Annotated in this window: 23 protein-coding genes; 16 read left to right on the top strand and 7 right to left on the bottom strand. The window is 59.6% G+C overall.

Annotated features, from left to right (window positions below; all coding sequences use genetic code 11):
• Window positions 1-696: an extensin family protein gene (locus FHJ80_RS06160; protein ID WP_139526128.1), complete on the bottom strand. Its 696-nt coding sequence runs from the start codon at window positions 694-696 to the stop codon at window positions 1-3.
• A gap of 135 nt (window positions 697-831) precedes the next feature.
• Here FHJ80_RS06160 and gmk point away from each other — a divergent pair, with 135 nt between their 5' ends.
• From gmk to FHJ80_RS06140, 4 genes are all read left to right on the top strand, one after another.
• Complete coding sequence (gmk, locus tag FHJ80_RS06155) at window positions 832-1,464, top strand: guanylate kinase (RefSeq protein ID WP_139526127.1); 633 nt, start codon at window positions 832-834, stop codon at window positions 1,462-1,464.
• Between the two features lie 88 nt (window positions 1,465-1,552).
• A complete protein-coding gene (gene rpoZ / locus FHJ80_RS06150) occupies window positions 1,553-1,813 on the top strand; it encodes a DNA-directed RNA polymerase subunit omega (RefSeq protein ID WP_139526126.1) in 261 nt (86 codons plus the stop codon).
• A 26-nt stretch (window positions 1,814-1,839) separates the two neighbouring features.
• Window positions 1,840-3,972, top strand: coding sequence for a bifunctional (p)ppGpp synthetase/guanosine-3',5'-bis(diphosphate) 3'-pyrophosphohydrolase (locus FHJ80_RS06145; protein WP_139526125.1), 2,133 nt, complete (start codon window positions 1,840-1,842; stop codon window positions 3,970-3,972).
• A gap of 93 nt (window positions 3,973-4,065) precedes the next feature.
• Complete coding sequence (locus tag FHJ80_RS06140; RefSeq protein WP_139526124.1) at window positions 4,066-4,455, top strand: RidA family protein; 390 nt, start codon at window positions 4,066-4,068, stop codon at window positions 4,453-4,455.
• Window positions 4,456-4,546: 91 nt separating this feature from the next.
• On the opposite strand, the gene FHJ80_RS06135 is transcribed toward FHJ80_RS06140, so the two are convergent.
• A complete protein-coding gene (locus tag FHJ80_RS06135) occupies window positions 4,547-5,428 on the bottom strand; it encodes an SDR family oxidoreductase (protein WP_139526123.1) in 882 nt (293 codons plus the stop codon).
• Between the two features lie 144 nt (window positions 5,429-5,572).
• Between FHJ80_RS06135 and FHJ80_RS06130 the strand changes: the two genes are divergently transcribed.
• Both FHJ80_RS06130 and recG read left to right on the top strand, forming a co-directional pair.
• Complete coding sequence (locus FHJ80_RS06130) at window positions 5,573-6,502, top strand: hydrogen peroxide-inducible genes activator (protein WP_139526122.1); 930 nt, start codon at window positions 5,573-5,575, stop codon at window positions 6,500-6,502.
• Window positions 6,499-8,577: an ATP-dependent DNA helicase RecG gene (gene recG / locus FHJ80_RS06125; RefSeq protein WP_139526121.1), complete on the top strand. Its 2,079-nt coding sequence runs from the start codon at window positions 6,499-6,501 to the stop codon at window positions 8,575-8,577. Before FHJ80_RS06130 ends, recG begins: the two co-directional genes overlap by 4 nt.
• Window positions 8,578-8,616: 39 nt before the next feature.
• On the opposite strand, the gene yccS is transcribed toward recG, so the two are convergent.
• The gene (yccS, locus tag FHJ80_RS06120; RefSeq protein WP_139526120.1) at window positions 8,617-10,824 is read right to left on the bottom strand and encodes a YccS family putative transporter; all 2,208 of its coding nucleotides are present in this window, start codon (window positions 10,822-10,824) and stop codon (window positions 8,617-8,619) included.
• A gap of 198 nt (window positions 10,825-11,022) precedes the next feature.
• Between yccS and FHJ80_RS06115 the strand changes: the two genes are divergently transcribed.
• From FHJ80_RS06115 to FHJ80_RS06095, 5 genes are all read left to right on the top strand, one after another.
• The gene (locus tag FHJ80_RS06115) at window positions 11,023-11,841 is read left to right on the top strand and encodes a DUF3100 domain-containing protein (RefSeq protein WP_139526119.1); all 819 of its coding nucleotides are present in this window, start codon (window positions 11,023-11,025) and stop codon (window positions 11,839-11,841) included.
• On the top strand, window positions 11,828-12,322 hold the full coding sequence (locus FHJ80_RS06110) for a hypothetical protein (RefSeq protein WP_139526118.1): 495 nt from the start codon (window positions 11,828-11,830) through the stop codon (window positions 12,320-12,322). Before FHJ80_RS06115 ends, FHJ80_RS06110 begins: the two co-directional genes overlap by 14 nt.
• Before the next feature lie 12 nt (window positions 12,323-12,334).
• Window positions 12,335-13,492, top strand: coding sequence for a M20 aminoacylase family protein (locus tag FHJ80_RS06105; protein ID WP_139526117.1), 1,158 nt, complete (start codon window positions 12,335-12,337; stop codon window positions 13,490-13,492).
• Between the two features lie 103 nt (window positions 13,493-13,595).
• On the top strand, window positions 13,596-14,501 hold the full coding sequence (locus FHJ80_RS06100) for an NAD(P)-dependent oxidoreductase (protein WP_139526116.1): 906 nt from the start codon (window positions 13,596-13,598) through the stop codon (window positions 14,499-14,501).
• The gene (locus FHJ80_RS06095; protein WP_139526115.1) at window positions 14,498-16,048 is read left to right on the top strand and encodes an aldehyde dehydrogenase family protein; all 1,551 of its coding nucleotides are present in this window, start codon (window positions 14,498-14,500) and stop codon (window positions 16,046-16,048) included. The genes FHJ80_RS06100 and FHJ80_RS06095 overlap by 4 nt, the downstream gene beginning before the upstream one ends.
• On the opposite strand, the gene FHJ80_RS06090 is transcribed toward FHJ80_RS06095, so the two are convergent.
• From FHJ80_RS06090 to FHJ80_RS06075, 4 genes are all read right to left on the bottom strand, one after another.
• Window positions 16,027-16,965, bottom strand: a complete 939-nt coding sequence (locus tag FHJ80_RS06090; RefSeq protein ID WP_139526114.1) for a LysR family transcriptional regulator — start codon at window positions 16,963-16,965, stop codon at window positions 16,027-16,029. The genes FHJ80_RS06095 and FHJ80_RS06090 overlap by 22 nt on opposite strands.
• Before the next feature lie 62 nt (window positions 16,966-17,027).
• Window positions 17,028-17,384, bottom strand: a complete 357-nt coding sequence (locus tag FHJ80_RS06085; protein WP_044629301.1) for a hypothetical protein — start codon at window positions 17,382-17,384, stop codon at window positions 17,028-17,030.
• Window positions 17,384-17,656, bottom strand: a complete 273-nt coding sequence (locus tag FHJ80_RS06080) for an HU family DNA-binding protein (protein WP_018918476.1) — start codon at window positions 17,654-17,656, stop codon at window positions 17,384-17,386. Before FHJ80_RS06080 ends, FHJ80_RS06085 begins: the two co-directional genes overlap by 1 nt.
• Before the next feature lie 102 nt (window positions 17,657-17,758).
• On the bottom strand, window positions 17,759-18,955 hold the full coding sequence (locus tag FHJ80_RS06075) for an NAD(P)/FAD-dependent oxidoreductase (protein WP_139526113.1): 1,197 nt from the start codon (window positions 18,953-18,955) through the stop codon (window positions 17,759-17,761).
• Between the two features lie 86 nt (window positions 18,956-19,041).
• Here FHJ80_RS06075 and FHJ80_RS06070 point away from each other — a divergent pair, with 86 nt between their 5' ends.
• The 5 genes from FHJ80_RS06070 to FHJ80_RS06050 all read left to right on the top strand — a co-directional run bounded on the left by FHJ80_RS06070 (window position 19,042) and on the right by FHJ80_RS06050 (window position 23,281).
• Entirely contained in the window at window positions 19,042-19,599 is a 558-nt protein-coding gene (locus tag FHJ80_RS06070; protein WP_239285766.1) for a chorismate lyase, read from the top strand.
• Between the two features lie 38 nt (window positions 19,600-19,637).
• Complete coding sequence (gene ubiA / locus FHJ80_RS06065) at window positions 19,638-20,528, top strand: 4-hydroxybenzoate octaprenyltransferase (RefSeq protein ID WP_139526254.1); 891 nt, start codon at window positions 19,638-19,640, stop codon at window positions 20,526-20,528.
• Between the two features lie 111 nt (window positions 20,529-20,639).
• Entirely contained in the window at window positions 20,640-21,329 is a 690-nt protein-coding gene (gene phoB / locus FHJ80_RS06060) for a phosphate regulon transcriptional regulator PhoB (RefSeq protein ID WP_054640735.1), read from the top strand.
• A gap of 2 nt (window positions 21,330-21,331) precedes the next feature.
• A complete protein-coding gene (gene phoR / locus FHJ80_RS06055; RefSeq protein ID WP_139526112.1) occupies window positions 21,332-22,624 on the top strand; it encodes a phosphate regulon sensor histidine kinase PhoR in 1,293 nt (430 codons plus the stop codon).
• A 357-nt stretch (window positions 22,625-22,981) separates the two neighbouring features.
• Entirely contained in the window at window positions 22,982-23,281 is a 300-nt protein-coding gene (locus FHJ80_RS06050) for a hypothetical protein (RefSeq protein ID WP_331250800.1), read from the top strand.
• Window positions 23,282-23,467 lie beyond the last annotated feature (186 nt).

Genomic DNA, 23,467 nt, shown 5'->3' with positions numbered 1-23,467 from the left:
CTAGCGGCATAGGCTAAAACCGCGCATGCCTAGATGAAAGTGGTCGGCATGCGCGGCGTTGTACTCAGGACCAAGTACGTTGCCGAACGTCTCACACGCGCCATCCCGCGCGGCTCGCAAAAACGCTCCCGCGTTACCCGTATCGTCCCAGTCGCTAATGAGCGATATTCGCTGGCCGTTCTCGAACTGAAACCCCACCACATCCAGCGCTTCGGCGGTTGCGTGCTCGCTACGTCGCCCCGTCTCACGGCCATATACGTTGCGGCAGGCAAAACTACCCACATGGTTCACTTGGGCGACCCGGCTGCCCATGATGGCCTGTGCGGCAGGCTGCAACGCATGGCGTTCATACATCACCCACGCCAGCGCTAGCGGGCAGGAGGCCACGAAACTCTGGTTGAAGCGCACGCTACTGCGTTGCATGCGTACGATATTGCTGAGTGGGCAACTGGCGGTAGGGGTGTAATCGGCCAGTGGCGTGTAGCGCAGTTCGCCTTCGGGCACGGTGTCGAGCGCTGCGAGGCAGGCGGTGCGGTCGTCGTTCAAGCGCTTGAGCTTCAGTTGGGTAATGGGCGTGATAGGGTCATCGACGTGTAACGGCGCCCAGGGAGCCCAGTGCCGGGGAATCTCGATCATCCCTTTTTGCAGCGCCACTCCCAGCGCAATCAAGCATAAAATGAACAATGTGCTGCGCATGCTGACCTCCTTGCGGCTGTTTGGAAACGCTACAGTCCCTGCCATGGGTGTGCGATACTGCGCACCCTATGACGTCGGCAGTGGCCAGCCTGCGTGATGACGAACGACCATTTTGACTAACTAGGGAAGCGCTTCATGTCCCAGGGTACGCTGTTTATTGTTTCTGCCCCGTCGGGCGCGGGTAAAACCAGCCTCGTTCGTGAGCTGATCGAAAGCCTGGACGGTATTCAGGTGTCGGTGTCGCATACCACGCGTGCCAAACGCGAAGGTGAGGTCAATGGCGTCAATTACCACTTTACCCAAGTGCCTGACTTCGAAGCGATGATCGGCCGCGGCGACTTCTTCGAGTATGCCAAGGTCTTCGACAATTACTATGGCACGTCGCGTCAGTCGGTCCAAACCTTGCTAGACGCGGGGCAAGACGTCATCCTAGAGATCGATTGGCAGGGCGCGCAGCAGGTACGCGAGCAGATGCCTTCTGCCGTGTCGATCTTCATCCTACCGCCATCGCGTAGCGAGCTGGAGCGACGTCTCTCCAGCCGTGGCACCGACGAACACGCGGTGATTGCCCGACGCATGCGCGATGCAGTCAGTGAGATGTCCCACTACGACGAGTACGACTACCTGGTCATCAACGACGACTTCACCACGGCGCTTCAGGAACTCCAATCGCTGGTGATCAGCCGCCGCTTGACGCGCGCCACCATGCAGGAACGCCACGCGCCGCTGCTCGATGCACTCTTGTCACAGGCGCCTAGCGTCGAGTAATCTATCAGGTCCTATCACCACTCTTTTCGCTGGGTCGGCGACGTTGTTCAACAACGCCGGCCCGGCGTCGTCATTACAGGAAGGCCCCATGGCTCGCGTAACCGTTGAAGATTGTCTGGAAAATGTAGAAAACCGCTTCAAACTGGTGATGATTTCCACCCAGCGTGCTCGCCAGCTGGCCCGCGGCTCCCGCGATGCTCAACTGCCCTGGGAAAACGATAAGCCCACCGTCATGGCGCTGCGCGAAATCGCCGCAGGCCTGGTGGATCACAGCGTTCTGGACGAGCCGGTCGAAGCGCCGGTGCGCGCGCGTCCCGCCATGACGCCTAGCACTCAAATCGACGATTAAGCAGGCAGCGATTAGAGGCGCGGTACATGTTCACCATCGATGACCTGGCCGATCGACTCGGCGGCTACTTACCCCCGGACGAGATCCAGCAGGTCAAGCGCGCCTTCTACTACGCCGAGCAGGCCCACGATGGCCAGCGCCGCCGCTCGGGTGAACCTTACGTCACCCATCCGCTGGCGGTCGCCAATATTCTCGCCAACATGCACATGGACCATCAAAGCCTGATGGCCGCCATGCTGCACGACGTGATCGAAGACACCGGCGTGTCCAAAAAAGCCCTGGCGGCCCAGTTCGGCAAGCCGGTAGCCGAGCTCGTCGACGGTGTTTCCAAGCTGACCCAGATCACCTTCGAAGACAAAGCCGTCGCTCAGGCGGAAAACTTCCAGAAGATGGTGCTGGCGATGTCGCGGGATATTCGCGTCATCATCGTCAAGCTGGCCGACCGGCTGCACAACATGCGCACCTTGGGCGCGTTACGCCCAGACAAAAAGCGCCGCATTGCCCGGGAAACACTGGAAATCTATGCGCGTATTGCGGGTCGGTTGGGCATCAATACCATTCGTGTCGAGCTGGAAGACCTCTCGTTCCAGGCGATTCACCCCATGCGCGCCGAGCGTATCAAGCGCGCCGTGGCCAGTGCGCGGGGCAATCGTCGCAGCGCCATGCGGGAAATTCAGTCATCTCTGCAGCAGAGCCTCGACGATGAAGGCCTGAAAGGCACGGTGATTGGTCGCCAAAAGCACCTGCTCTCGATCTACAAGAAGATGCGCGATCAGCGTAAGCCCTTCATCGAGATCATGGATGTCTTCGGTTTTCGGATCATCACCGAAGACGTGGCGAGCTGCTATCGAATCCTAGGCGTCGTGCACAACCTTTATAAGCCGGTGCCGGGGCGGTTCAAAGACTACATTGCGATTCCCAAAGCGAACGGCTATCAAAGCCTGCACACTACGCTGTTTGGCCAGCGGGGCATGCCCATCGAAGTGCAGATCCGCACCCGAGAGATGGAAGCCATGGCCAATAACGGGATCGCTGCCCACTGGCTCTATAAAGCCGGCCAGACCGCGCACCCGATTGCCGAAGGTAGCCACGCTCGCGCCCGCGCCTGGGTGAAGGGGCTTTTGGAGATGCAGCGCCACGCGGGGGATTCGCTGGAGTTCATCGAGCACGTCAAGAACGACCTGTTCCCCGACGATATCTACGTGTTCACCCCGAAAGGCGACATCATGGAGCTGCCCCAGGGAGCCACGGTGATCGACTTCGCCTACAGCGTACACACCGATATCGGCAATAACTGCATCGCCTGCCGGATCGACCGTCACCTCGCGCCGCTCTCCACGCGGCTGGAAAGCGGCCAGACGCTGGAGATCATTACTGCCCCCGGCGCGCGTCCCAATCTGGCGTGGCTGAATTTCGTCACCACGGCCAAGGCGCGCTCCGCCATTCGCCATGCGTTGAAGCATCAGCAGCAGGCGGAGGCGGTGATGCTGGGCCGTCGACTGCTCAACAAGGCGCTGGCACCGTTCGAAACGAGCCTGGAAGAGCTCGACGAAAGTATCTTCGAGCAGGCGCTCGAGCAGCTGGACGCACCGTCGCTGGATGCCTTGCTCGAGTCGTTGGGGTTAGGCAACCGCATGGCGCACGTGGTCGCGCGTCGCTTGGTGGATGTCGCCCATGGCGACAGCTTCGATAAGACACTGTCTGACAGCAACGACAAGGCCGTGGTCATCAGCGGCAGCGAAGGCATGGTGATCAACTTTGCCCGTTGTTGCCACCCCTTGCCCGGCGACCCGGTGGTAGGACATCTCTCGGTCGGTAAAGGGCTGGTGGTACACCGCAGCGAGTGTAAAAATCTCGCCGAGCGTAAAAACGATCCCGAAAAGCTGTTTGCGCTGGAGTGGTCGGAACACATCGACGAAGACTTCCCGGTGGCACTGCGTATCGAAATCGAAAGCCGCCGTGGCTTAGTGGCCGAGCTGGCGGGACTGGTGACCGATGCCGATGCCAATATCGAGCGCATTGGTATCGAAGAGCGCGACGCGCGCCTCTCCACCGTCAATCTCACGCTGTCGGTCAAAGGGCGTGTCCACCTCGCCCGCATCATTAAACGCATCCGTAACCTGCCCAACGTTGGCAAAATTACCCGTACCGCTAACTAAACACCCATGCGTCGACGGCTGGCGTTTCACGCTGGCAGCGTCAGCCATGGCGATAATAAGCAACGTTTCATTTTTACAGGAGAAGGACACCCAATGAGCAACAAAGCGGTTATCAACACAGAAAAGGCCCCTGCCGCCATCGGCCCTTATTCCCAGGCCATCAAAGCAGGCAACACGGTGTATCTGTCGGGCCAGATTCCGCTCGACCCAGACACCATGGAAATCGTCTCGGACGATTTCGAAGCTCAGGCGCGTCAGGTCTTTACCAACCTGCAGGCCGTGTGTGAAGAAGCCGCTGGGTCGCTGGGCGATATCGTCAAGCTCAACCTCTATTTGGTCGATCTGGACAACTTTGCGATCGTCAACAAGGTGATGGAAGAGTTCTTTTCCACGCCGTTCCCGGCGCGTGCGGCGGTCGGCGTGAAGGCGCTGCCCAAAGGCAGCCAAGTAGAAGCCGAAGCCGTGATGGTGATCGGCGACTAAACGGCGTGACACCGACGCATACAAAAAGAGCGAGCCTATGAGGCTCGCTCTTTGCGTTTTCTAGCGTTCCAATCGACTCGCGGCTGGAGCGCTAGGCTTTTTGCAACTCTAAAAAACCGCCCTCTTTCAACACCTGGGCATAGCCCTCTTTGTAGGTCGGATAGCGGAAGGTGTAGCCAGTTTCGAGAATACGGCGGTTGTCGCAACGCTTGCTGGCACGACGGCGCAGCGGCGACTGCATGGTGTCGGTGGACTCCACCTTCAACTGTTTGGCCAACCACGCCATCACGTTGTGCATGGTCACCGGTTCGCAGTCGCTACCGAGATAAAGGTCGGCCAGCGGTGTGCCGCTCTCCTGGCAGCGGATCAGGTGCGCCAGAATGCCGGTGCAGTCGTCCCGATGGATGCGGTTGGAGTAGATCACCGGCGTGACGGCGGCCAGTCGGCCTTCGGCCACTTGGTGAATCAAACGATCACGCCCTGGGCCATAAATACCGGAGAAGCGCACCACGGTGCCGGGCAGCGGGTGATTGAGCAGCGCCTGTTCGGCCTCGCACATCAGGGTGCCGGAGAAACTAGTGGATTCCGTGGGGCTCTCCTCGTTGACCACCTCGCCCTCTTGCTGACCATAGACACTGGTAGAGGAGACGAAGAAGATGCGCCGTGGCGGTGTGTCGTGCTGCTCCAGTACGCTGAGCACACGCTTGAGACCGTCTGGATAGGCGCTTTGGTAAGCACTCTCTTCGAAGCGGTCTGCACTGACGGTGTAAATCACGTAGTCGGCTTGGGGCAGGGCGCTGGCGTCGGCTCCTTCCAGGTCGTTGAGATCGAGGGATAGCGGCTCGATGCCGGTATGCTCTAATGCGTTGGCTTGGCGGCGCACACCTATCACGCGATGCCCATCGTTTAGCAGCTCTTGTCCAAGCGTGACGCCGATGTCTCCACAGCCGATAATCAGTACCGTTAGTTTCACCTTGCTCACCCCTCTTGATAAATATTCCCTATCAGATACAAAGTCCCTATGAGATGTGCCATCTTCAATAGGGCTTGTCTGTCCTTTTCCGTCTCGCTAACACGATGACTCGAGCTGCAACGAGAGGATGCCACTGGCATTGCTATGACTTTAACAGAACTTCGCTACATCGTAACCCTTGCCCAAGAGCGCCATTTTGGCCGCGCCGCCGAGCGCTGCCATGTTTCCCAGCCGACGCTCTCGGTCGCCGTGAAAAAACTCGAAGACGAGCTGGACATTCCGCTGTTCGAACGCTCTAAATCCACCGTGCAAGTCACGCCCTTGGGCGAAAAGATCGTTGCCCAGGCCCAGCGCGTATTGGAACAGAGCGGTTTGATCTACGAGCTGGCCAGCGCGGGCAAAGACCAGCTCGCTAACCCGCTGCGCATCGGCGCGATTTATACCATTGGACCTTACCTATTCCCCCATTTGGTGCCAGCACTGGCCAGCGCTGCCCCGCAAATGCCGCTGTATATCGAAGAGGGCATGACCGGCACGCTGCGCGCCAAGCTGCGTAGCGGCGAGCTGGACGTGATCATCGTGGCCCTACCGTTTACCGAAACCGACGTGGTCACCAAGCCGATCTACGACGAGCATTTCGAGGTGTTGATGCCTGCCAGCCACCCGTGGGTCGAGCGCGAGGCGATCCATAAAGAAGATCTATTAGAAGAGCGGCTGCTGCTGCTGGGCGAAGGCCACTGCTTCCGCGACCAAATCCTCGAAGCTTGCCCGGCGATTACGCAAAAGCTCAACAGTCCCAACAATACCCTGATTGCCGAAGGCGGTTCGCTCGAGACGATTCGCCATATGGTGGCGTCCAAACTCGGCATTACCGTGCTGCCGCAGTCGGCGCTCGGCACCGACCAGTACGAGAACGCCATGCTGGTCAGCCGCCCCTTCGTAGAACCAGCACCCTCGCGCACGGTGGCCATTGCCTGGCGAGCCAGTTTTCCGCGCCCGAAGGCCATCGATGCCTTGGCCAACGCGATCAGCCAGTGCCAGCAGCCGGTGCATAAGGTGAAGCAAGCCCCATGAGTGAGCTGTCCGCACCGGTGACGGCGCTCAAGGGCGTAGGCGAGGCGCTGGCCATCAAGCTGGCCCGCCTAGGTGTGGAGCGCGTGAGTGATCTGCTGTTTCACTTGCCGCTACGCTACCAGGATCGCACGCGACTTACCCCCATTGGCCTGCTGCGGGCAGGCCATGAAGCGGTGGTCGAGGGGGAAGTGACCGCCAGCGATATCGTCAAAGGGCGACGGCGCAGCCTGCTGATTCGTCTGCGCGACGATAGCGGCATTTTGAGTCTACGCTTTTTCCACTTCTCGCCTGCGCAACAGCAGCAGCTTCGCCCCGGCGTGACCGTTCGGGCGTTTGGCGAAGCTCGGGCAGGCGCCACAGGGCTAGAGATCTATCATCCGGAATACCGCCTTAGCGGTGGCAGTGAAACGCCGGTGGAGGAGTACTACACGCCGATTTACCCCACCACCGAGGGGCTGCACCAAACCCGTCTGCGGGCGCTGACCCAGCAGGCGCTGCGCCTTTTAGAGCAAGCGCCCGAAGCGTTACCCGATGTGATTCCCGATGCCCTGCGTCAGCGCTTCCAACTGCCGGGGCTGCACGCTAGCTTGCAGCTATTGCACCAGCCGCCGCCGGACGTGGATTTGGAGCAGCTGGCCCATGGTCACCACCCCGCCACGCGGCGCCTGGCACTGGAAGAGCTGTTGGCCCATCAGTTGAGCCTGCGGGAAGTGCGCCTGCGTATTCAGGCCGACGGCGCACCGGAGCTACCGTCGGGGCGCAGCCTGCAAACGCGCTTTCTGGCGCAGCTACCGTTTGCGCTCACCGGTGCCCAGCGTCGGGTGCTGGAAGAAATAGCCCTCGACCTGGCCCGCCCCGCGCCCATGCTGCGCCTTGTGCAGGGGGACGTTGGGTCGGGCAAGACGGTGGTGGCGGCCATGGCGGCGCTCTCGGCGCTGGCGGGCAACTGCCAAGCGGCGATGATGGCACCCACGGAGATCCTCGCCGAACAGCACTACCGCGCCTTCAAAGCGTGGTTCGAGCCGCTGGGCATCGAAGTGGCGTGGTTGGCAGGCAAGCTAAAGGGCAAGGCGCGGCTGGATGCCAAAGCCGCCATTGCCGACGGCCGAGCGCGGATGGTGGTGGGCACCCACGCGCTGTTTCAAGACGACGTGCATTTCCAGTGTCTGGGGCTGGCGATCATCGATGAGCAGCACCGTTTTGGCGTTCACCAGCGCCTTGCCCTGCGGGAAAAGGGCGAAGCCGGTGGACTGACGCCCCACCAGCTGATCATGACCGCCACGCCGATTCCCCGCACCCTGGCGATGAGCGCCTATGCGGACTTGGACGTCTCGGTGATCGACGAGCTGCCGCCGGGACGCACGCCGGTGAAAACCGTGGTGGTGTCGGACGAGCGCCGCCCCGAGGTGGTCGAGCGTATTCGCAACGCCTGCCGTGACGGTCGCCAAGCCTATTGGGTGTGTACGCTGATCGAAGAGTCGGAGGCGCTGCAGTGCCAGGCCGCTGAAGTGACCCGCGATGAACTCACCCAGGCGCTGCCCGAGTTGGCCATCGGGCTGATTCATGGGCGTATGAAGGCGGCCGAAAAAGCCGAGGTGATGGAGGCCTTCAAAGCCGGTGAGCTCGACCTGCTGGTGGCGACCACGGTGATCGAGGTGGGAGTCGACGTGCCCAACGCTAGCTTGATGATCATCGAAAACCCTGAGCGTTTGGGGCTTTCCCAGCTTCATCAGCTGCGCGGCCGGGTGGGACGCGGCAGCACCGAAAGCTTCTGCGTGCTGCTGTACCACCCACCGCTCTCCAAAAGCTCTCGGGAACGGCTCGGCGTGATGCGGGAAACCACCGACGGCTTCCGTATTGCTGAAAAAGACTTGGAAATCCGCGGCCCTGGCGAGGTATTAGGGACTCGCCAAACCGGCCTCGCACAGATGAAAATCGCCGATCTAGAGCGCGATGCCGACCAGCTAGAGCGGGTCACCGCCCTGGCTCAGGCGCTCCAGGGCAACACCGAGGTCACTGCCGTGCTGGTGCGCCGCTGGCTGGGCGAGGCGGCGGGCCGCTACGGGCAGGTGTAATGGCGGTGTAGTGAAGTGGCATCGAGGCGTGGCCAAGGGTCACGTGGCCGTATCGAGGGCGTGCAGCGACTCTGCGTTCGAATCGGTCAAACGATGGGCGGCATCGCTCAAGGGGCCAAGCTGCTCGGCAATCAGGCGCAGCTGGCTTTGAATGGGTCGATAGAGCGTGATGGCCTTCTCTTCTCCGCTGCCGCCGTGCTCACCTAGCTGGCTCAGCAGCTCGTTGGCAGGCGCGGTCAGCGGCTCCACGGGTAGGCGTTTATCCAGCTGTTCCGCTAGCTGTTCCAGTAAGGCGCTGATCCGCTTGGCCTGCGGCACGAGGGTGGCATCGTCTTCATCCTCTGCCAGCCGGTGGCGGTGGGCACCTAGCGCGGAGAGGTGGCTGAGCAGCGTGTTGGAGAGCACCAAAAAGCGCAGCCCGTTGTCGGCATCCTGCTTCCGGTAGTGCCCTGGCTCGTGGAGCATGTTGGTGAGCAGGGTCGAGAGCGCCGCATCCGCGTTGTGCGCATTGCGCCGTGCCAAGCGGTAAGCTAGGTCGTCCTGCTTGCCCTCTTCGTACTGGTGGACGATTTCGTCCAAGTAGCGGCGGTGGTTGGTCAGCACCTTGGCGGCCTCACGGTAGAGGCGGCGGCCCTGCCAGTCCGGCAGAATGAAAAATACCGCCAGTCCCGCAATCAGCGAGCCGATCAACGTATCGAACAGCCGCGGCCAGATAAGGTCGAAGCCATCCCCCACCTGATTGAAACTGCACAGCACCAGCAGGGTGATCGAGGCCGTGGCGATCACGTAATGCTTTTCACGATTGGCAAAGAATGACACGCCCGCCGCCACGGCAATCATGCTCTGGATTAGCGGCTGGGGAAACAGGCTGATGGAGGCCCAGCCTGCCACCAGCCCGAGTACCGTGCCCACTATCCGCTGGGAGAGAAAGCGCCGCGTGGTGGCAAAGTTAGGTCGACATACGAACAGCGTGGTCAGCAAAATCCAGAACCCTTGCTGGGGATCGAGCCATTGCAGCAGCCCATAGCCCGCCACTAGCGCGGTGGTTAGGCGCACCGCGTGGCGAAAGGTAGGCGAGCCTAGCGTGATATTGAGCCGCACCCGTTTCCAGGCCTCCTGCAGACTCGAAGGAGAGCGGTCGTAGAGCGCGCTATCCCGGCGTTCGTCGTCGGTATCCGGGTTGTGGGCGCTGGCAATCTGCGCCTCGAGCGTGGTGAGGTTGTCCGCTAAGGCATTCAACGGGCGCATCAGTGGCCGCCATTCGGGCTTGCCGCGCTCGCTCAGATTATCGATCGAGGCGCGCAGGTCGGCTAGCGCCTGCTCGCTCTGCTCGTGGCTAAAAGGGCGATTCAGCAGCAGCGATTTGGCCAGCTGGCGGCAGGCGCGGCCCTGCTGGTCGAGTAGCCGCTGGCAGCGAAACAGCACATCGTGGTGGAAAAAGGCGTCAGTAAGCGCGCTGTAGGGGTAGTGGGTGGAGCTGGCCCGTTCGTGGATATCCTGGGCGATAAAGTAAATTTGCAGGTAGCGGTTGAGCTTACGGTTGCCGCGCTGGCCCTCCAGGCGGCGAAAAATCATCTCCTTGGCTTGGTTGAGCGCCTCCACCACTTGGCCGTTCTGCCGTGCTAATGCCACGCGGCGAGCTTCGACATCCACACCGCGTACCGGCTCGAACAGCGCCGACTTCAAGATCAAGAACTCCCCCAGGGCTTTGTAGACCCGCGCCATGCTCTGCTTGACCGGCTGGCGGGAGAACAGTGCACACCACACCACGGAAATCGCGCCGTACCAGGCCGCTCCGGCCAAAAGCAGCAGCTGGCGCGAGGCGACGTCTTCATCCACGCCACCGTGCTGCTCGATATTGATCATGGAGTAGATCGACAGAATCAGCGTACCCGAGGCAATCGTCGCGTAGCGCTGGCCAATCGCCCCCAGCATGATCAGCGTGAAGGTAGAGAGCGCCAAGCCGACCGCAAATAGCCACGGCCACGGAAACAGCCACTGCACCACGAACGACGCCGATGCAAAGCAGAGCAGCGTCACTACCAGTGCCTGCAAACGCCCTTGCCAGCTATCGTCGGTCTCGGAGAGGGCACTGGCAATGATGCCCAAAAATAGCGGAATGACCAGTGCCACATCCCCCGCTAGCCCGCTCAACAGCAGCGCCCCGCTGAAGGCGATGAACACCCGCAGGCTGTAAGCGAACTTGTCCAGTGTCCAAAGGCGGCGCAGGGAATGGGTCAGGGGCATAGAGGCTCGTGTGACAAGTGATGTTAGACTTTAGTCTTGGTTAGTATAGAGGCATCGCAACGATGATGTCGCTCTTGACCTATCAACGCTAATGCTATCGCGGCCATGTGTTCTAAAAATTAGTGCACCAAAACGCTATGATTGAAACAGTAACCTTTCGATACTCGGAGTGACTCTAAAAAAAATAGGATCACTCCCATGGATCTAAAACTGCTGCTGGACTGGCGTCTACATCTTCTGGTGATACTGACGTCGATGTTTTCCGAGTGGATCGGCATCATTCGGATTCCGCTTGGGCCGGGAACATTACTACTATTACCACTCCTCTACGCGTTTATCATTGGCGTACTCTTCAATCCTCATCTCTTTTCAGCAATGGGCAAGGCCATTCCCAAGCCGGTGAGTCATGCCGCGGGCCCCATCATTCTGATCGCCATTTTGCCGTTCATTGCCAAGTTTGGCTCCACCATTGGGCCAGCGATCGAGCAAATTATCGCGGCGGGTCCTGCGCTGATTCTTCAAGAGCTGGGGAATCTTGGCACCATGCTGATCGCGCTGCCCTTTGCGGTACTCGTGCTCAAAATGGGCCGGGAAGCGATTGGTGCGACCTACTCCATTGCCCGCGAACCCAACATTGCCATTATTTCAGACCGTTACGGGCTAAGAAGCCCTGAAGGCATCGGCATTATGGGCGTGTACGTGGTGGGTACTATGTTCGGTACGCTCTACTTTGCCCTGATGGCGGGCTACATCGCCTCGCTAGATATCCTCGATATCCGCGCGCTGGCCATGGCCTGCGGTGTCGGCAGTGGCAGCATGGTAGCGGCATGCTCGGCAGCGTTGGCAGAAGCCGTCCCTGCCGCCAAAGATGAGCTGCTTGCCTTTGCCGGCGCCAGCAATCTGCTCACCTACGCCACCGGATTGTATGTATCGCTCTTTATTGCGCTACCGGTCACCGAGTGGATGTTTACGCGTTTGAAGGGTACCCGTCAGGAGGTTCGCCATGAAAACTCATGAGAGCACCGTCGATCAGTTCGACGCTGAGGCATTAAAAGAGCTGCGCCCCGAACAGCAGCTAGGTAAAACAGCCCTTGTGCTGGCGGCTGTCTGTGTGGCGGCGTGGTTTAGCAACATCGTCAACGGCTCGCCTTTGTTGGATGCGCTGCCTGGCATGCTAATTTTGTATGTCATGGTCATCATCGGCTTAGTGGTCGGGCGGCTATGCCCTTTTTATCTGCCTAGTGTGGCGTGGGTCTCGCTGATTAGTATCATCGCGACGCTCCCCGTCTTTCCGGGTAACGGCTGGATCATTGGGCAGTTGGCAGAGGTGAATTTCTTGGCGGTGGTCACCCCCGTACTGGCGTATGCCGGACTAGCGCTGACCCACCGTGAATTCTCGATGTTCAAGCAGACCGGCTGGAAGCTGGTCATTGTGGCCCTTCTCGTCTTCACCGGCACCTTTATTGGGTCGGCGGTGGTGGCTCACGTGATGCTTTAAGGAATACAAAACATGGCGACGTCAATACCCTTGCCTGATAGTAAAGAACTCACCGCTTGGCGACACGATTTCCACCAGCATCCGGAAACGGCGTTCGAGGAGCAGCGCACGAGTGCACGTATCGCCGCGCTGCTCGGTGAGTGGGGCTTTGAAGTGACCACTGGAATCGCTGGAACGGGCGTGGTCGCCGCGTTAGACGGTCAGCAGGGTGAAGGTAAAACGATCGGCCTTCGGGCCGATATCGATGCCCTGGATATCCGTGAAGAGACCGGGCTTGCCTACGCCTCGCAGACGCCGGGCAAGATGCACGCCTGCGGTCACGACGGCCATACCACGATGTTGCTGGGGGCGGCCTGGGCGCTGAAGCAGCAGCCCGACTTCAAAGGGCGGGTGGTGTTCATCTTCCAACCCGCCGAAGAGAACGAAGGCGGTGGCCGTGCCATGGTGGAGGACGGCCTGTTCGAGCGCTTTCCGATGGACGCGGTGTACGGCCTGCACAACTGGCCTGGGCTGCCCGTTGGTGTGGCAGCGGTGCACGATACCGACGTCATGGCCGCGTTTGATATTTTCAGCCTGACATTGACCGGTAAAGGCTGCCATGCAGCGATGCCGCATCTAGGCATTGATACGGTGCTGGCGAGTTGCCAACTGATCAGCCAACTGCAAGGCCTGATAAGCCGTGAAACGCCACCGGATAAATCGGCGGTGCTGAGTGTGACCAGCATCAACGGGGGAGACACGTTCAATGTGATTCCCGAGCAGGTGGCGCTGCGCGGCACGCTACGCTGTTTCGATATGGCGCTGAAAGAACGCCTAGAAGCGCGTTTCAAACAGGCGATTGCTAGCTTGGCCGACTTCCATGGTTTAGCCGTTGAGCTGGATTACCAGCGTTGCTACCCCGCCACGATCAATACGCCAGCGCATGCCCAGCACTGCGCAACGGTATTAGCGGGCTTGCTAGGCCAAGAAAATGTGTTGCGTAACCCGCCACCTAGCATGGCGTCCGAAGATTTCTCGTTCCTGCTTGCCGAACGGCCCGGTGCTTACATCTGGATGGGCAACGGTGAGGACTCGGCGTCGCTGCATAACCCCCACTACGATTTTAACGATGCGCTATTGCCGCTAGGAACGCGCTACTGGGTGGAGTTGGTCAAAGCGCTCTTGGTCTAAATAGCCAAACGATTTAACTCGCGTTATTCGCTTCCTTATGCCCACTGGGTAGGGGAGCGTCTACCCAGCATTCAGCGTTTTCTGCACTGTAAGGAGTTTTGTGATGCCTCAAACCTCAAGGTCTTTATCGTTGACGGTGATTGGGTTGGGACAGATGGGCGGCAATATGGCGCTCACGCTTAAAGCAGCAGGGTTTGCTGTAACCGGCACGGATGTCTTTGACGCCGCGCGTACCAAGCTCGCATCACTTGGCTTGAATGTTGTGACGCCTGATGCCCTACCAGCCAGTGATGTCTACCTTCTATCGCTGCCGACCTCAGCCCATGTGCGTGAGGTGCTTGAAACCTCCCCTGGTTTACTCGCGCGGGCGCCTCGGGGCAGTGTGATTGTCGATACCTCTACCAGTGACCCTGCCATGAGTCGTGAATTGGCTGAAAAAGTGATGGCCGCAGGGCTTCATTGGCTGGATGCCCCGGTCAGCGGCGGCCCCAAAGGGGCGGCCAGCGGCAAGCTAGGCATGCTGCTAGGCGGCGATGAAACCACCATTGAACGGGTCAGGCCGATGTTGGAGGCGATGTCCGCCAAATGCACCCATGTTGGTGGCCCAGGCAGCGGCCATGTGGTGAAACTGGCCAATAACTACCTGTGTGCGGCGCACCTGATCACGACCGCCGAGGCAGTTGCCATGGCCGCCCAAGCCGGTGTTGACCCCGCTGCTTGTCTGGCAGGCATCAATAGCGGCTCCGGGCGTAGCGCTATCAGTGAGGTGAATTTCCCCGAGTGGGTGCTGAGCGAGCGCTTCGACTCTGGCTTTACCACGGGATTGATGCGTAAAGACCTGCGCCTGGCGCGGGAGGCGGCTGAGCAGTTGGGCCTTCCTTTACCGCTGCTACAAATGGTTGTCGATGCTTGGCACGACAACACCGAACAGCCCACCGATAGCGATGACTTCAACCATATCACCACGCCGATTTTAGCCCGTGCCAGCCAAGCGGAGGGTAACCAATGAATTCACTTAGCCAACACGCCAGCGACCAGCTTGCCGCACTCCTAAACGGCTTTGGGTTAGCGGCAAAAACGCCGTTGAGCAACTGGATCGATGGTGATCTGGTGGCCGGAGAAGGTGAAGAGATCACGCTGATCAACCCGGCGACGGGGGATGCGCTGGTCAGCTACCGCGATGCGGGTGCGGGCTTGATTGAGCGGGCGACACAAGCGGCGCAGCGGGGGCAACGCGAATGGATGGCGCTGACCGCCAGCGAGCGTGGGCGGCGCATGAATGCTGCCATACGTGCGCTAGAGGGCCATGAAGAAGCGCTGGCGCAGTTAGAAAGCGTGGTGGCCGGTAAGCCCATTCGTGACTGCCGGGCCGAAGTAGGCAAAGTGCGCGAGATGTTCGAATACTACGCGGGCTGGTGCGACAAGCAGCACGGCGAGGTCATTCCAGTGCCTACCTCGCATCTTAACTATGTGCGCCACGTGCCCTATGGAGTGGTGGGGCAGATCACGCCCTGGAACGCGCCGATGTTCACCTGTGCCTGGCAGCTGGCACCGGCCATGGCGGCGGGCAACGGGGTGGTGCTGAAACCTTCCGAGCTGACCCCTTTCACCTCGGTCGTGATTGCCAAACAACTCGAACGTGGTGGGCTACCTAAGGGGTTGATCAATATCGTCAACGGGCTAGGCAAAACGACCGGCGCGGCGCTGACCGACCATCCCGCCATAGGCAAATTGGTATTTGTCGGCTCGCCCCAAAGTGGACGGATGATTGCCGAGGCGGGGGCCCGCCGCCTGGTGCCCAGCGTATTAGAACTGGGCGGTAAATCCGCCAATATCGTGTTTGCCGATGCCAAGTTAGACGAAGCGGTAGCTGGCGCCCAGGCGGCCATCTTTGCGGCGGCGGGCCAAAGCTGTGTGGCAGGATCGCGCCTGTTGATCGAGCGTTCGGTATTTGAGCAAGTCACTACGCGTTTGGCTCGCGCGGCGGAGCAGATTCACGTGGGCCTGCCCAGCGATGAAGCCACCCGTATGGGGCCGCTGCAGAATCGTCGTCAATTCGAGCAGGTAACGCGCATGATCGAGGCCGCAGAAGCGCAAGGCGCGAGAGTGCTGACGGGTGGCAAACGTCCTGAAGGTTTGCCTGACGACGCCCAGGGCTATTTTATCGCGCCTACCGTGCTGGTGGATGTCACCCCTGATATGGAGATTGCCCAACAAGAGGTCTTTGGGCCAGTGCTCGTCGCGATGGCCTTTGACAATGAAGAGGAAGCCATTCGATTGGCGAACGACACCCGCTTTGGTTTGGCGGGGGCGGTATGGAGCCAGGACGTGGCGCGGGCACATCGTGTGGCCGGTCAGCTGCGCGCTGGCACGGTATGGATCAATAGCTACAAGGCCATCAGCGTGATGTCACCGTTCGGTGGCTTTGGCGACAGCGGTTTTGGTCGCTCCAGCGGGTTGGATGGCCTACGCGAATACACCGTGCCGCAAAGCGTCTGGGTGGAAACCGCGCCAGAAGCCAGCGTGGCGTTTGGTTATGGCAGTGGCGTCGGCTGATCTAACGCCGGGTCGCGGAAGGCTTGCATCCAGCGCTGTAGATGGCGCAGTAGCAGGATGCTGGCCTTGGGCTGTTGGCGGCCTACACGGGTGACCATGTGGGCCTGGGAGCGCTGAAATAGCGGGTGATCGACGGGGCGTGCTACCAGCGTTCCCGCTTCCAGGTCGTGGGCGACGGCAAACGCGGGCAGCAGGGTAATACCCATGCCGCTGCGGACATATTGCGCCAGAATCACCATGGAGTTGGTATTCATCGCCATGCGGGGGGCAATGCGAGCCTGCTGGAAAGCTTGATCGACCATTTGACGCACGCCATGGGTGGTATCCCACATGGCCATCGGCTGATCGCTAAGCTGAGTTAGCGTGAGCGGGGTGGCTTGGCAGGTTAAGGGATGACTGGGCGGGAGAATCGCCATCAGCGGCTGCGGGCTGGAGGCCCAGAAACGAAGTTGGGGATGGGTGCGCTCATGGAACATCAAGCCAATGTGGCTGTGATCGCCCACCACCGCCTCGATGATGCCCGAGGTACCCGCCGTGTGGATGTCGAGCTGAATGCCCGCATAGCGTTGAGTGAACTCATGCAGAGGAGAAGCCACCAAGTCGCTGACAAACCCTTCGCCAACGGTCAGGGATATCTTGCCGGTCTCCATGCGCTGATAGGACTCCAGCGAGGCAATGAATCCTTCATCGAGGGCGCCACGACGTTCACAATACTCAAGCAGCATCTCACCTACGGGAGTAGGTGAGATGCCGTCGCGCTGGCGCTCCATGAGCGTCGCACCCAGGGCCTCTTCCAGCAGCGCAATTTGCCTGCTGACGGCCGAGGGAGCGATATCCAAGCGCGCTGCCGCTCGGCGCACAGAACCAGATTCCAGGGTAACGCGGAAGTACACTAAGCGTTGATGAGGTATGTCCATCGATAGCCGTTATACCTCTGCGGGATTGCCCCTTGACTGTTCGTTCCATGCCGCAAAGCTTGCTACAAATACTTCAACAATTTTTGCAGCTTGTTCATATCGGAGGAGTCGCCGACGAGGCGGACGTCTCCTGCCACCATGCCGTCTAGAAACGCCTGCTGGGTAGGCTTCTTGAGAATACGCAGCGCCGCGTCTTGATCGCGAAAGCGCAGCTCAAGATCTAGATCGACGGGCAACCCCTTGCCGGTGGTGATGCCGTTAGGCGCCATCCGGTAGTAGCGGGCGGTGCTTAAGTCTTCCGTAGCGACACCCCAGTCCAGGCCGCGCATGCGCTCGAGCTGCTCACGAAAGCGCGGCTTGCGGCGCAGGGCTCGCTTGAGCATAAAGCCCAGCAGCCACAGCGTCAGCGAAAGCTTCATTAGGAAACGGCGTCCTTGAGCGCTTTGCCTGGCTTGAATGCCACGTTTTTGCTGGCCGGAATCTGCAGCGGTGCGCCGGTTTGCGGGTTTTTACCGGTGCGGGCAGCGCGCTCGCGAACGGTAAAGGTGCCAAAACCGATCAAGGCGACGTCTTCGCCCTTGGCGACGCTGTTGGTGATTTCGTCCAGAATGACGTTGAGCACTTGGCCCGCTTTGTCTTTGGACAGGTCAGCACTTTCAGCAATCGCGGCAGCGAGTTCAGGTTTGCGCATAAAGGAATCTCCCTTGTGAAAAAACAGACATCAATGTTGTTGGTTGCTCGGCTTACCCCAGCAGGCGGAGCTTTTTTAGCCTAGTCGCGAACGCGGCGAAAATCAGCCTAGCAGGGTGGGGGCGGCTCTGGAAAGCTCCACTTTCCTTCTCACACAGCCGCCTGTCAACGCAAAACCAATCAAACGACCGTCTTTATCTTCGGCCAAGGCGGTGAAATCGTCACCGTCGCCTTCGATTCGCCAGCGTTTGGGTGGCTGCGTTGGTGGGTAGGCCACGATGGGCAGTAGCGGCGTTTTGACCACCACGGGCCATGCGCCAAAGCGAACCGCGGTAGGCGTGCCGGTGAGCGTCGCCGCCAACGCTTTAACGCTGGCTTGCAGCGGCTGGACATACATGGCGTTCACACCGTCGATACAGGCCGCATCACCCAGGGCATAAACGTTAGGCTGGCGAGTGCGGAGTTGGCGGTCGACGTGAATGCCGCTGGCACTTACGGTTAGGCCAGCGGCCTCTGCTAACGCCGTGCGTGGTATCAAGCCGGTGGCGAAGAGGACGAGATCTACCGCGTGCCGCTCGCCGTTATCCAAGTGCAAAGCTACGGCGTTGTCGGCCGCTTGGGAAAGCGTGTCCAAGCTGCGCCCTAGTGCGAGGCGAATGCCTGCCGCGTGAAACGCATTGGCCAGCGCATGACCCAGTGGTTCGGGCAGCAGCCGCGGCAGTGGGGCGCTCTCCGGCGCGATTACGGTGAGTTGGTGTCCGCCTGCGTGCAAGTCATTGGCGAATTCACAGCCAACGAGCCCGGCCCCAATGATCGCCACGCGGCTCGGCTGAGTGAGTGCTTCATGCAGGTGCCGGTAGTCGTCTAAGTCATTGACGGTAAAGCAACGCTCCGCCAGTGCGCTGGGCACGCTGAATGGCCTGCGAGGGGCGGCACCGGTGGCCAGCACCACGTCATCGTAACGAAGCGTGGCGCCGCTGCTCAGGTGTAGCGTTTGGTTGTCCACATCTAGATGCGTCACTTGGGTGTGGGTAATGACCTCGGCTTTGAGTTCGTCTGCCAGTGCACTGGCATCGCGCTGGGCGAGCTTGTCGGGGCCGAGGCGTTTGGCAAAGCCGGTGGAAAGCAGGGGCTTGCTGTAGTCATCGCCGCTGTCTGCACTGATCAGCGTGATAGTGCGTGTATCTCCCTGGCGTCGCAGGGTACGCGCTAGGCCCACGCCTGCCATGCCGGTTCCGACGATCGCCAGCGCAGCTGAGTGAGGAGAGGGCGTGGAAGAGGTCGTGTGTGAGTTGGGCATACCGTCCCCTGACGTCGGTGGAACAAAAGCCTACAAACCACCATGTTACACTAGCTCACTCTCAATTGACTGCCCTGGAGGCCTAGGTGACCGCCCCCGAGTTTTCACTCTTTCCTCAGTGGCTGCCGGTGGCCGCTGCTCGGCCAGCCATGAGCGCGCTTTGGTGGCAGTGGGTCGCCTCCACGGATTCGTTGACCGCCCGCCTGATGGCCGCCGGTAAGCCGGGCGCATTTCGGGTGCGCGTGTTGCGCCAGACCATCGGCCTGCCCCAGCGCGATGAAGCCCTTGCCCTGGGCATTGCACACCGCCGCTATGCGTGGCTGCGTGAGGTGGCGCTGTGTATCGATGATACGCCGTGGGTCGTGGCGCGTTCGGTGGCACCGCTTCACCACCTGCAGGGCAAAGGGTTGGGCAACTTAGGTGAGCGTTCGCTAGGCAGCTGGCTATTCCAGAAGCCTGATTTGGTGCGCGGGCCGCTGGAAGTAACGTCGGCCGCGCCGCCATTCAACCGGCTGACGCTGGGATCGTCGTCCAGTAGCCTTTGGGGGCGGCGCTCCGTCTTTGAGCACGGCGGGCTGTCGTTGCTGGTGCAGGAGTACTTTTTATCCACCATGACAGATGCACTGGGCCTGCCGTCGCGCTAGGCTAACGCAGCGACTTTTTCGACGAGGTAAGCATGAGCATGGACCGTTCTCTGTTGCGCCCAACCGGGTGGGCCCGCCTGACCGATTTCCTACAGCTAATGCGCTTGGACCGGCCGATAGGTACTTGGCTGTTGATGTGGCCAACGCTATGGGCGCTGTGGATCGCCTCGGACGGGGTGCCGGGCCGCGATGTACTGCTGATTTTCATTGCCGGGGTGTACGTAATGCGCGCGGCAGGTTGCGTGGTGAACGACTACGCCGACCGCCACTTCGATGGCCACGTAAAGCGTACCCAGCAGCGGCCGCTGGCCACCGGCCGTATTAGTGAAACCGAGGCGCAGCTGCTATTCGTGGCGCTGGTGGCGGCGGCCTTCGTGTTGGTCCTGTTGACCAATTGGTTTACCGTGCTGCTCTCCTTCGGCGGTGTGCTGCTAGCGTTCATTTATCCCTTCATGAAGCGCTATACCCACTTTCCCCAAGTGGTCCTGGGGGCGGCGTTCTCCTGGGCGATTCCAATGGCGTTTGGCGCCGTGCTTGGCGAGGTGCCACTCGTGGCGTGGCTACTGTTCAGCGCTAACGTGCTATGGACAGTGGCCTACGACACCCAATACGCCATGGTCGATCGCGATGACGACCTGAAGATCGGCATCAAATCCACGGCGGTGCTGTTTGGCAGTGCCGACCGTCTCATCATTGGCTTGCTGCAGCTTGCCACCCTGGCGTTGTTGATTTGGGTGGGGCTGATGGCGAGCCTGGGCGGTTTCTTCTGGCTCGGTGTGGTCGGAATGGCGGCAACCTTTGCCCATCAACAGCGTTTGATCGTTCACCGGGAGCGTGATCGCTGTTTCCAAGCGTTTTTGAATAATCACTGGTCGGGGCTCTTGGTCTTTGCCGGCATTGCTCTAAGCGAGTGGCCCGTGGCTGGCTAATATTGCTGGGTGTCATAGAATTGTCATTAAGTCATGGTGTTATCGTCACAGACATGTCACTGAACCGTTTTCGCATACATGAGCTTTCTTAGCACACCGTGAGGCCCTGGAATGACCGCCAAGACCGTACTGATCGTCGATGATGAGGCGCCCATTCGCGAGATGATCGCTGTGGCGCTGGAAATGGCTGACTATCGCGTGCTTGAAGCGGATAACGCCCAGGATGCCCACGCGATGGTCGTAGATCATCAGCCCGACCTGCTGCTGCTGGACTGGATGATGCCTGGCACCAGCGGCATCGAATTGGCACGCCGTCTCAAGCGCGAAGAGGCTACTGCGGAACTGCCGATCATCATGCTGACCGCCAAGGGCGAAGAGGATAATAAGATCCAAGGTCTGGAAGCGGGCGCCGACGATTACATCACCAAGCCGTTTTCGCCCCGTGAGCTGGTAGCGCGCCTGAAAGCCGTTCTGCGTCGGGCGACCCCGCGCGGCGTGGAAGATCCCATCGAAATCAATGGGCTGCTGTTAGACCCGGTGAGCCATCGTGTTAGCGCGCATGGCAAGGCGCTAGAGATGGGCCCTACCGAGTATCGATTACTGCAGTTTTTCATGACCCACCAAGAGCGTGCCTATACCCGTAGCCAGCTTCTCGATCAGGTGTGGGGCGGCAACGTGTACGTAGAGGAGCGCACGGTGGACGTGCACATTCGCCGGTTGCGTAAGGCGCTAGGGGAGGCGCACCAGAATTTGATTCAAACAGTGCGGGGCACTGGGTATCGTTTCTCTGCTCGGGTGTAGTCGTGCGCCTGTGGAGCCGTGAATGGTGGCGCATTACCTGGCTGGCGCTATTGGGCATGTGCCTGGGGTGGCTGGTGGGGTATCCCGGTGTGGGGCTCGCCGCTGGCCTCTTATTCTGTTTGATTTATCACTTGCGCCAATTAAAGGCGCTGTTCCAATGGCTGACGCTTCACCCTCACGATGAGCCGCCCGCGGCAACGGGGCTTTGGGGTGAGCTTTTCGATCGTCTCTACCGCTATCAAAAGAGCCAACGCATCACGCAAAGCCGCCTGCGGGCGACCCTTGCGCGTATTCAGGAATCCTCGGAAGCGATGCGTGATAGCGTCGTGATGCTGGATCGGCATGGTGATTTAGAGTGGTGGAACAGCGCGGCTACCGAGATGTTGGGCCTGCAAACCGCCCATGACCGCGGGCAGCATATTACCAACTTGCTGCGCGACCCACGCTTCATTAGCTACTTCAATGCCCGGGAGTATGGCGAGCCGCTAACACTCACCTCACCCATCGATGAGCGGCGTATTCTGCAGTATCAAATCACGCTCTATGGTGATGACGAGCGCTTGGTCATGGCCCGGGACATTACGCGCTTGCATCGCCTCGAACAGATGCGCCGTGACTTCGTGGCCAACGTGTCTCACGAGCTGCGTACACCGCTGACCGTGCTGTCGGGCTACTTGGAAACCTATGGCGATTTGAAAGAGCTGCTGCCGCCCCGTTTGGGCAAAGGCATCGGTCAAATGGAGGAGCAGACCAAGCGCATGCAGAACTTGGTCAACGACCTGCTACTACTCTCTAGGCTCGAAATCGATCGAGGGGGAGAAGATCACCAGCCGCTTGCCGTCGGGCCGATGCTGGAGAGTATTCGCCGCGATGCGCTGGCGCTGTCTCACCAGCAACACAGCGTGCAGATCGTACTCGATTGCGAAGCGCGCCTAATCGGCAGTGAGCAGGAGCTGCGCAGTGCGATCTCCAACTTGGCATTCAACGCAGTGCGCTATACGCCGGAGGGAAGTCAAATCACGCTCCGCTGGGCGGCTCTGCCCAATGGCAGTGCCTGCATCGAAGTGGACGACGACGGTGAAGGGATCGATCCGGTCCATATCCCGCGTCTCACCGAACGCTTCTACCGCGTCGATAAGGGCCGCAGCACCGCCACCGGTGGCACTGGGCTGGGCCTAGCCATTGTAAAACACGTTCTCCTGCGCCACGATGCGCAGCTCCAAGTGGAGTCGTTGCCCGGTGAAGGGGCACTGTTCCGTTGCGTATTCCCGGCCACTCGGGTGGTCAACGATTAAAAGCGCCGCTCGGCCACTTGTTTCACCGGCCTCACCTCGTACACTCAATCCTTCCTCATTCGTCGATTTGCATAATCTATGTACAAGTGTGTCATATTGGCATGTAAGCATGGTCAAACACCGCGCATGTGCCATATGTAGCCAATTAACTCGCTATGAAATCGCGGCTGAAGCTATTTTGGCATGGCTTTATTTTTTTATAAACTATTGTATTTATATGTATTTTTCTATTTTTTTGAAATTTTGGCATGTCGGATGCAAAAATTCTGGTAAGGAAGATTACCGCAGGAACTGGTAAGACATGAAGTCGCTCTTCCTTACTAAAGCGGTATTTCACAGCGATCGAGGAGGCGGAATATGATGTCCAAGGAACTACTCAAGAAAGCTGGTATTTTAGGTGTAACGTTTGGTTTGGTAGCAAGCCCATTGGCTTTTGCCCAAGAGCCTGCTGACCCGGCCGACAATATTTCTCCAGATGAGCAGCCGGTAGAATCTCAATCCAGCAATACTGGAATGACATCTGATCATGGCAACCAAGATTTAACCCATGACGAAGGCGATAACGCCAGCGATATGGAGCCGAATTCCATGAGCGATGACTCGGATGCGACATACGACAGCACCGAAGAGCTTCCGGAAGAAAATAGCGGCATGTAAGTTGTAACATTTATTTGCAAAGCTGTTAAAAACTCTTACGCTTAGGAGTGAGCATTTAAGGGGCAAGGATGTCCTATAGCAAGGATGCTCAAAGATTCATGGAAAGAATCAGATAACGATCAATACGCTGGTCAGGGGATATACCAAGGTTGGCACCCCGCAAAAGGATAGGAAGCCAGACGTCAG

Source organism: Halomonas sp. BL6, assembly GCF_006228115.1.
Taxonomy (GTDB): domain Bacteria; phylum Pseudomonadota; class Gammaproteobacteria; order Pseudomonadales; family Halomonadaceae; genus Vreelandella; species Vreelandella piezotolerans.
This window is presented reverse-complemented; position numbering and strand designations above follow the sequence as displayed.

Excerpts from the sequence above, each read along its gene's own strand:
- FHJ80_RS06085 (WP_044629301.1), bottom strand. The coding sequence starts at position 17,384 with ATGAAGCTTTCGCTGACGCTGTGGCTGCTGGGCTTTATGCTCAAGCGA.
- ubiA (WP_139526254.1), top strand. The coding sequence starts at position 19,638 with ATGGACCGTTCTCTGTTGCGCCCAACCGGGTGGGCCCGCCTGACCGAT.
- FHJ80_RS06160 (WP_139526128.1), bottom strand. The coding sequence starts at position 696 with ATGCGCAGCACATTGTTCATTTTATGCTTGATTGCGCTGGGAGTGGCG.
- FHJ80_RS06075 (WP_139526113.1), bottom strand. The coding sequence starts at position 18,955 with ATGCCCAACTCACACACGACCTCTTCCACGCCCTCTCCTCACTCAGCT.
- FHJ80_RS06095 (WP_139526115.1), top strand. The coding sequence starts at position 14,498 with ATGAATTCACTTAGCCAACACGCCAGCGACCAGCTTGCCGCACTCCTA.
- FHJ80_RS06050 (WP_331250800.1), top strand. The coding sequence starts at position 22,982 with ATGATGTCCAAGGAACTACTCAAGAAAGCTGGTATTTTAGGTGTAACG.
- FHJ80_RS06105 (WP_139526117.1), top strand. The coding sequence starts at position 12,335 with ATGGCGACGTCAATACCCTTGCCTGATAGTAAAGAACTCACCGCTTGG.
- FHJ80_RS06140 (WP_139526124.1), top strand. The coding sequence starts at position 4,066 with ATGAGCAACAAAGCGGTTATCAACACAGAAAAGGCCCCTGCCGCCATC.
- FHJ80_RS06115 (WP_139526119.1), top strand. The coding sequence starts at position 11,023 with ATGGATCTAAAACTGCTGCTGGACTGGCGTCTACATCTTCTGGTGATA.
- phoB (WP_054640735.1), top strand. The coding sequence starts at position 20,640 with ATGACCGCCAAGACCGTACTGATCGTCGATGATGAGGCGCCCATTCGC.
- yccS (WP_139526120.1), bottom strand. The coding sequence starts at position 10,824 with ATGCCCCTGACCCATTCCCTGCGCCGCCTTTGGACACTGGACAAGTTC.
- FHJ80_RS06080 (WP_018918476.1), bottom strand. The coding sequence starts at position 17,656 with ATGCGCAAACCTGAACTCGCTGCCGCGATTGCTGAAAGTGCTGACCTG.
- recG (WP_139526121.1), top strand. The coding sequence starts at position 6,499 with ATGAGTGAGCTGTCCGCACCGGTGACGGCGCTCAAGGGCGTAGGCGAG.
- FHJ80_RS06110 (WP_139526118.1), top strand. The coding sequence starts at position 11,828 with ATGAAAACTCATGAGAGCACCGTCGATCAGTTCGACGCTGAGGCATTA.
- FHJ80_RS06090 (WP_139526114.1), bottom strand. The coding sequence starts at position 16,965 with ATGGACATACCTCATCAACGCTTAGTGTACTTCCGCGTTACCCTGGAA.
- FHJ80_RS06145 (WP_139526125.1), top strand. The coding sequence starts at position 1,840 with ATGTTCACCATCGATGACCTGGCCGATCGACTCGGCGGCTACTTACCC.
- FHJ80_RS06130 (WP_139526122.1), top strand. The coding sequence starts at position 5,573 with ATGACTTTAACAGAACTTCGCTACATCGTAACCCTTGCCCAAGAGCGC.
- rpoZ (WP_139526126.1), top strand. The coding sequence starts at position 1,553 with ATGGCTCGCGTAACCGTTGAAGATTGTCTGGAAAATGTAGAAAACCGC.
- FHJ80_RS06100 (WP_139526116.1), top strand. The coding sequence starts at position 13,596 with ATGCCTCAAACCTCAAGGTCTTTATCGTTGACGGTGATTGGGTTGGGA.
- gmk (WP_139526127.1), top strand. The coding sequence starts at position 832 with ATGTCCCAGGGTACGCTGTTTATTGTTTCTGCCCCGTCGGGCGCGGGT.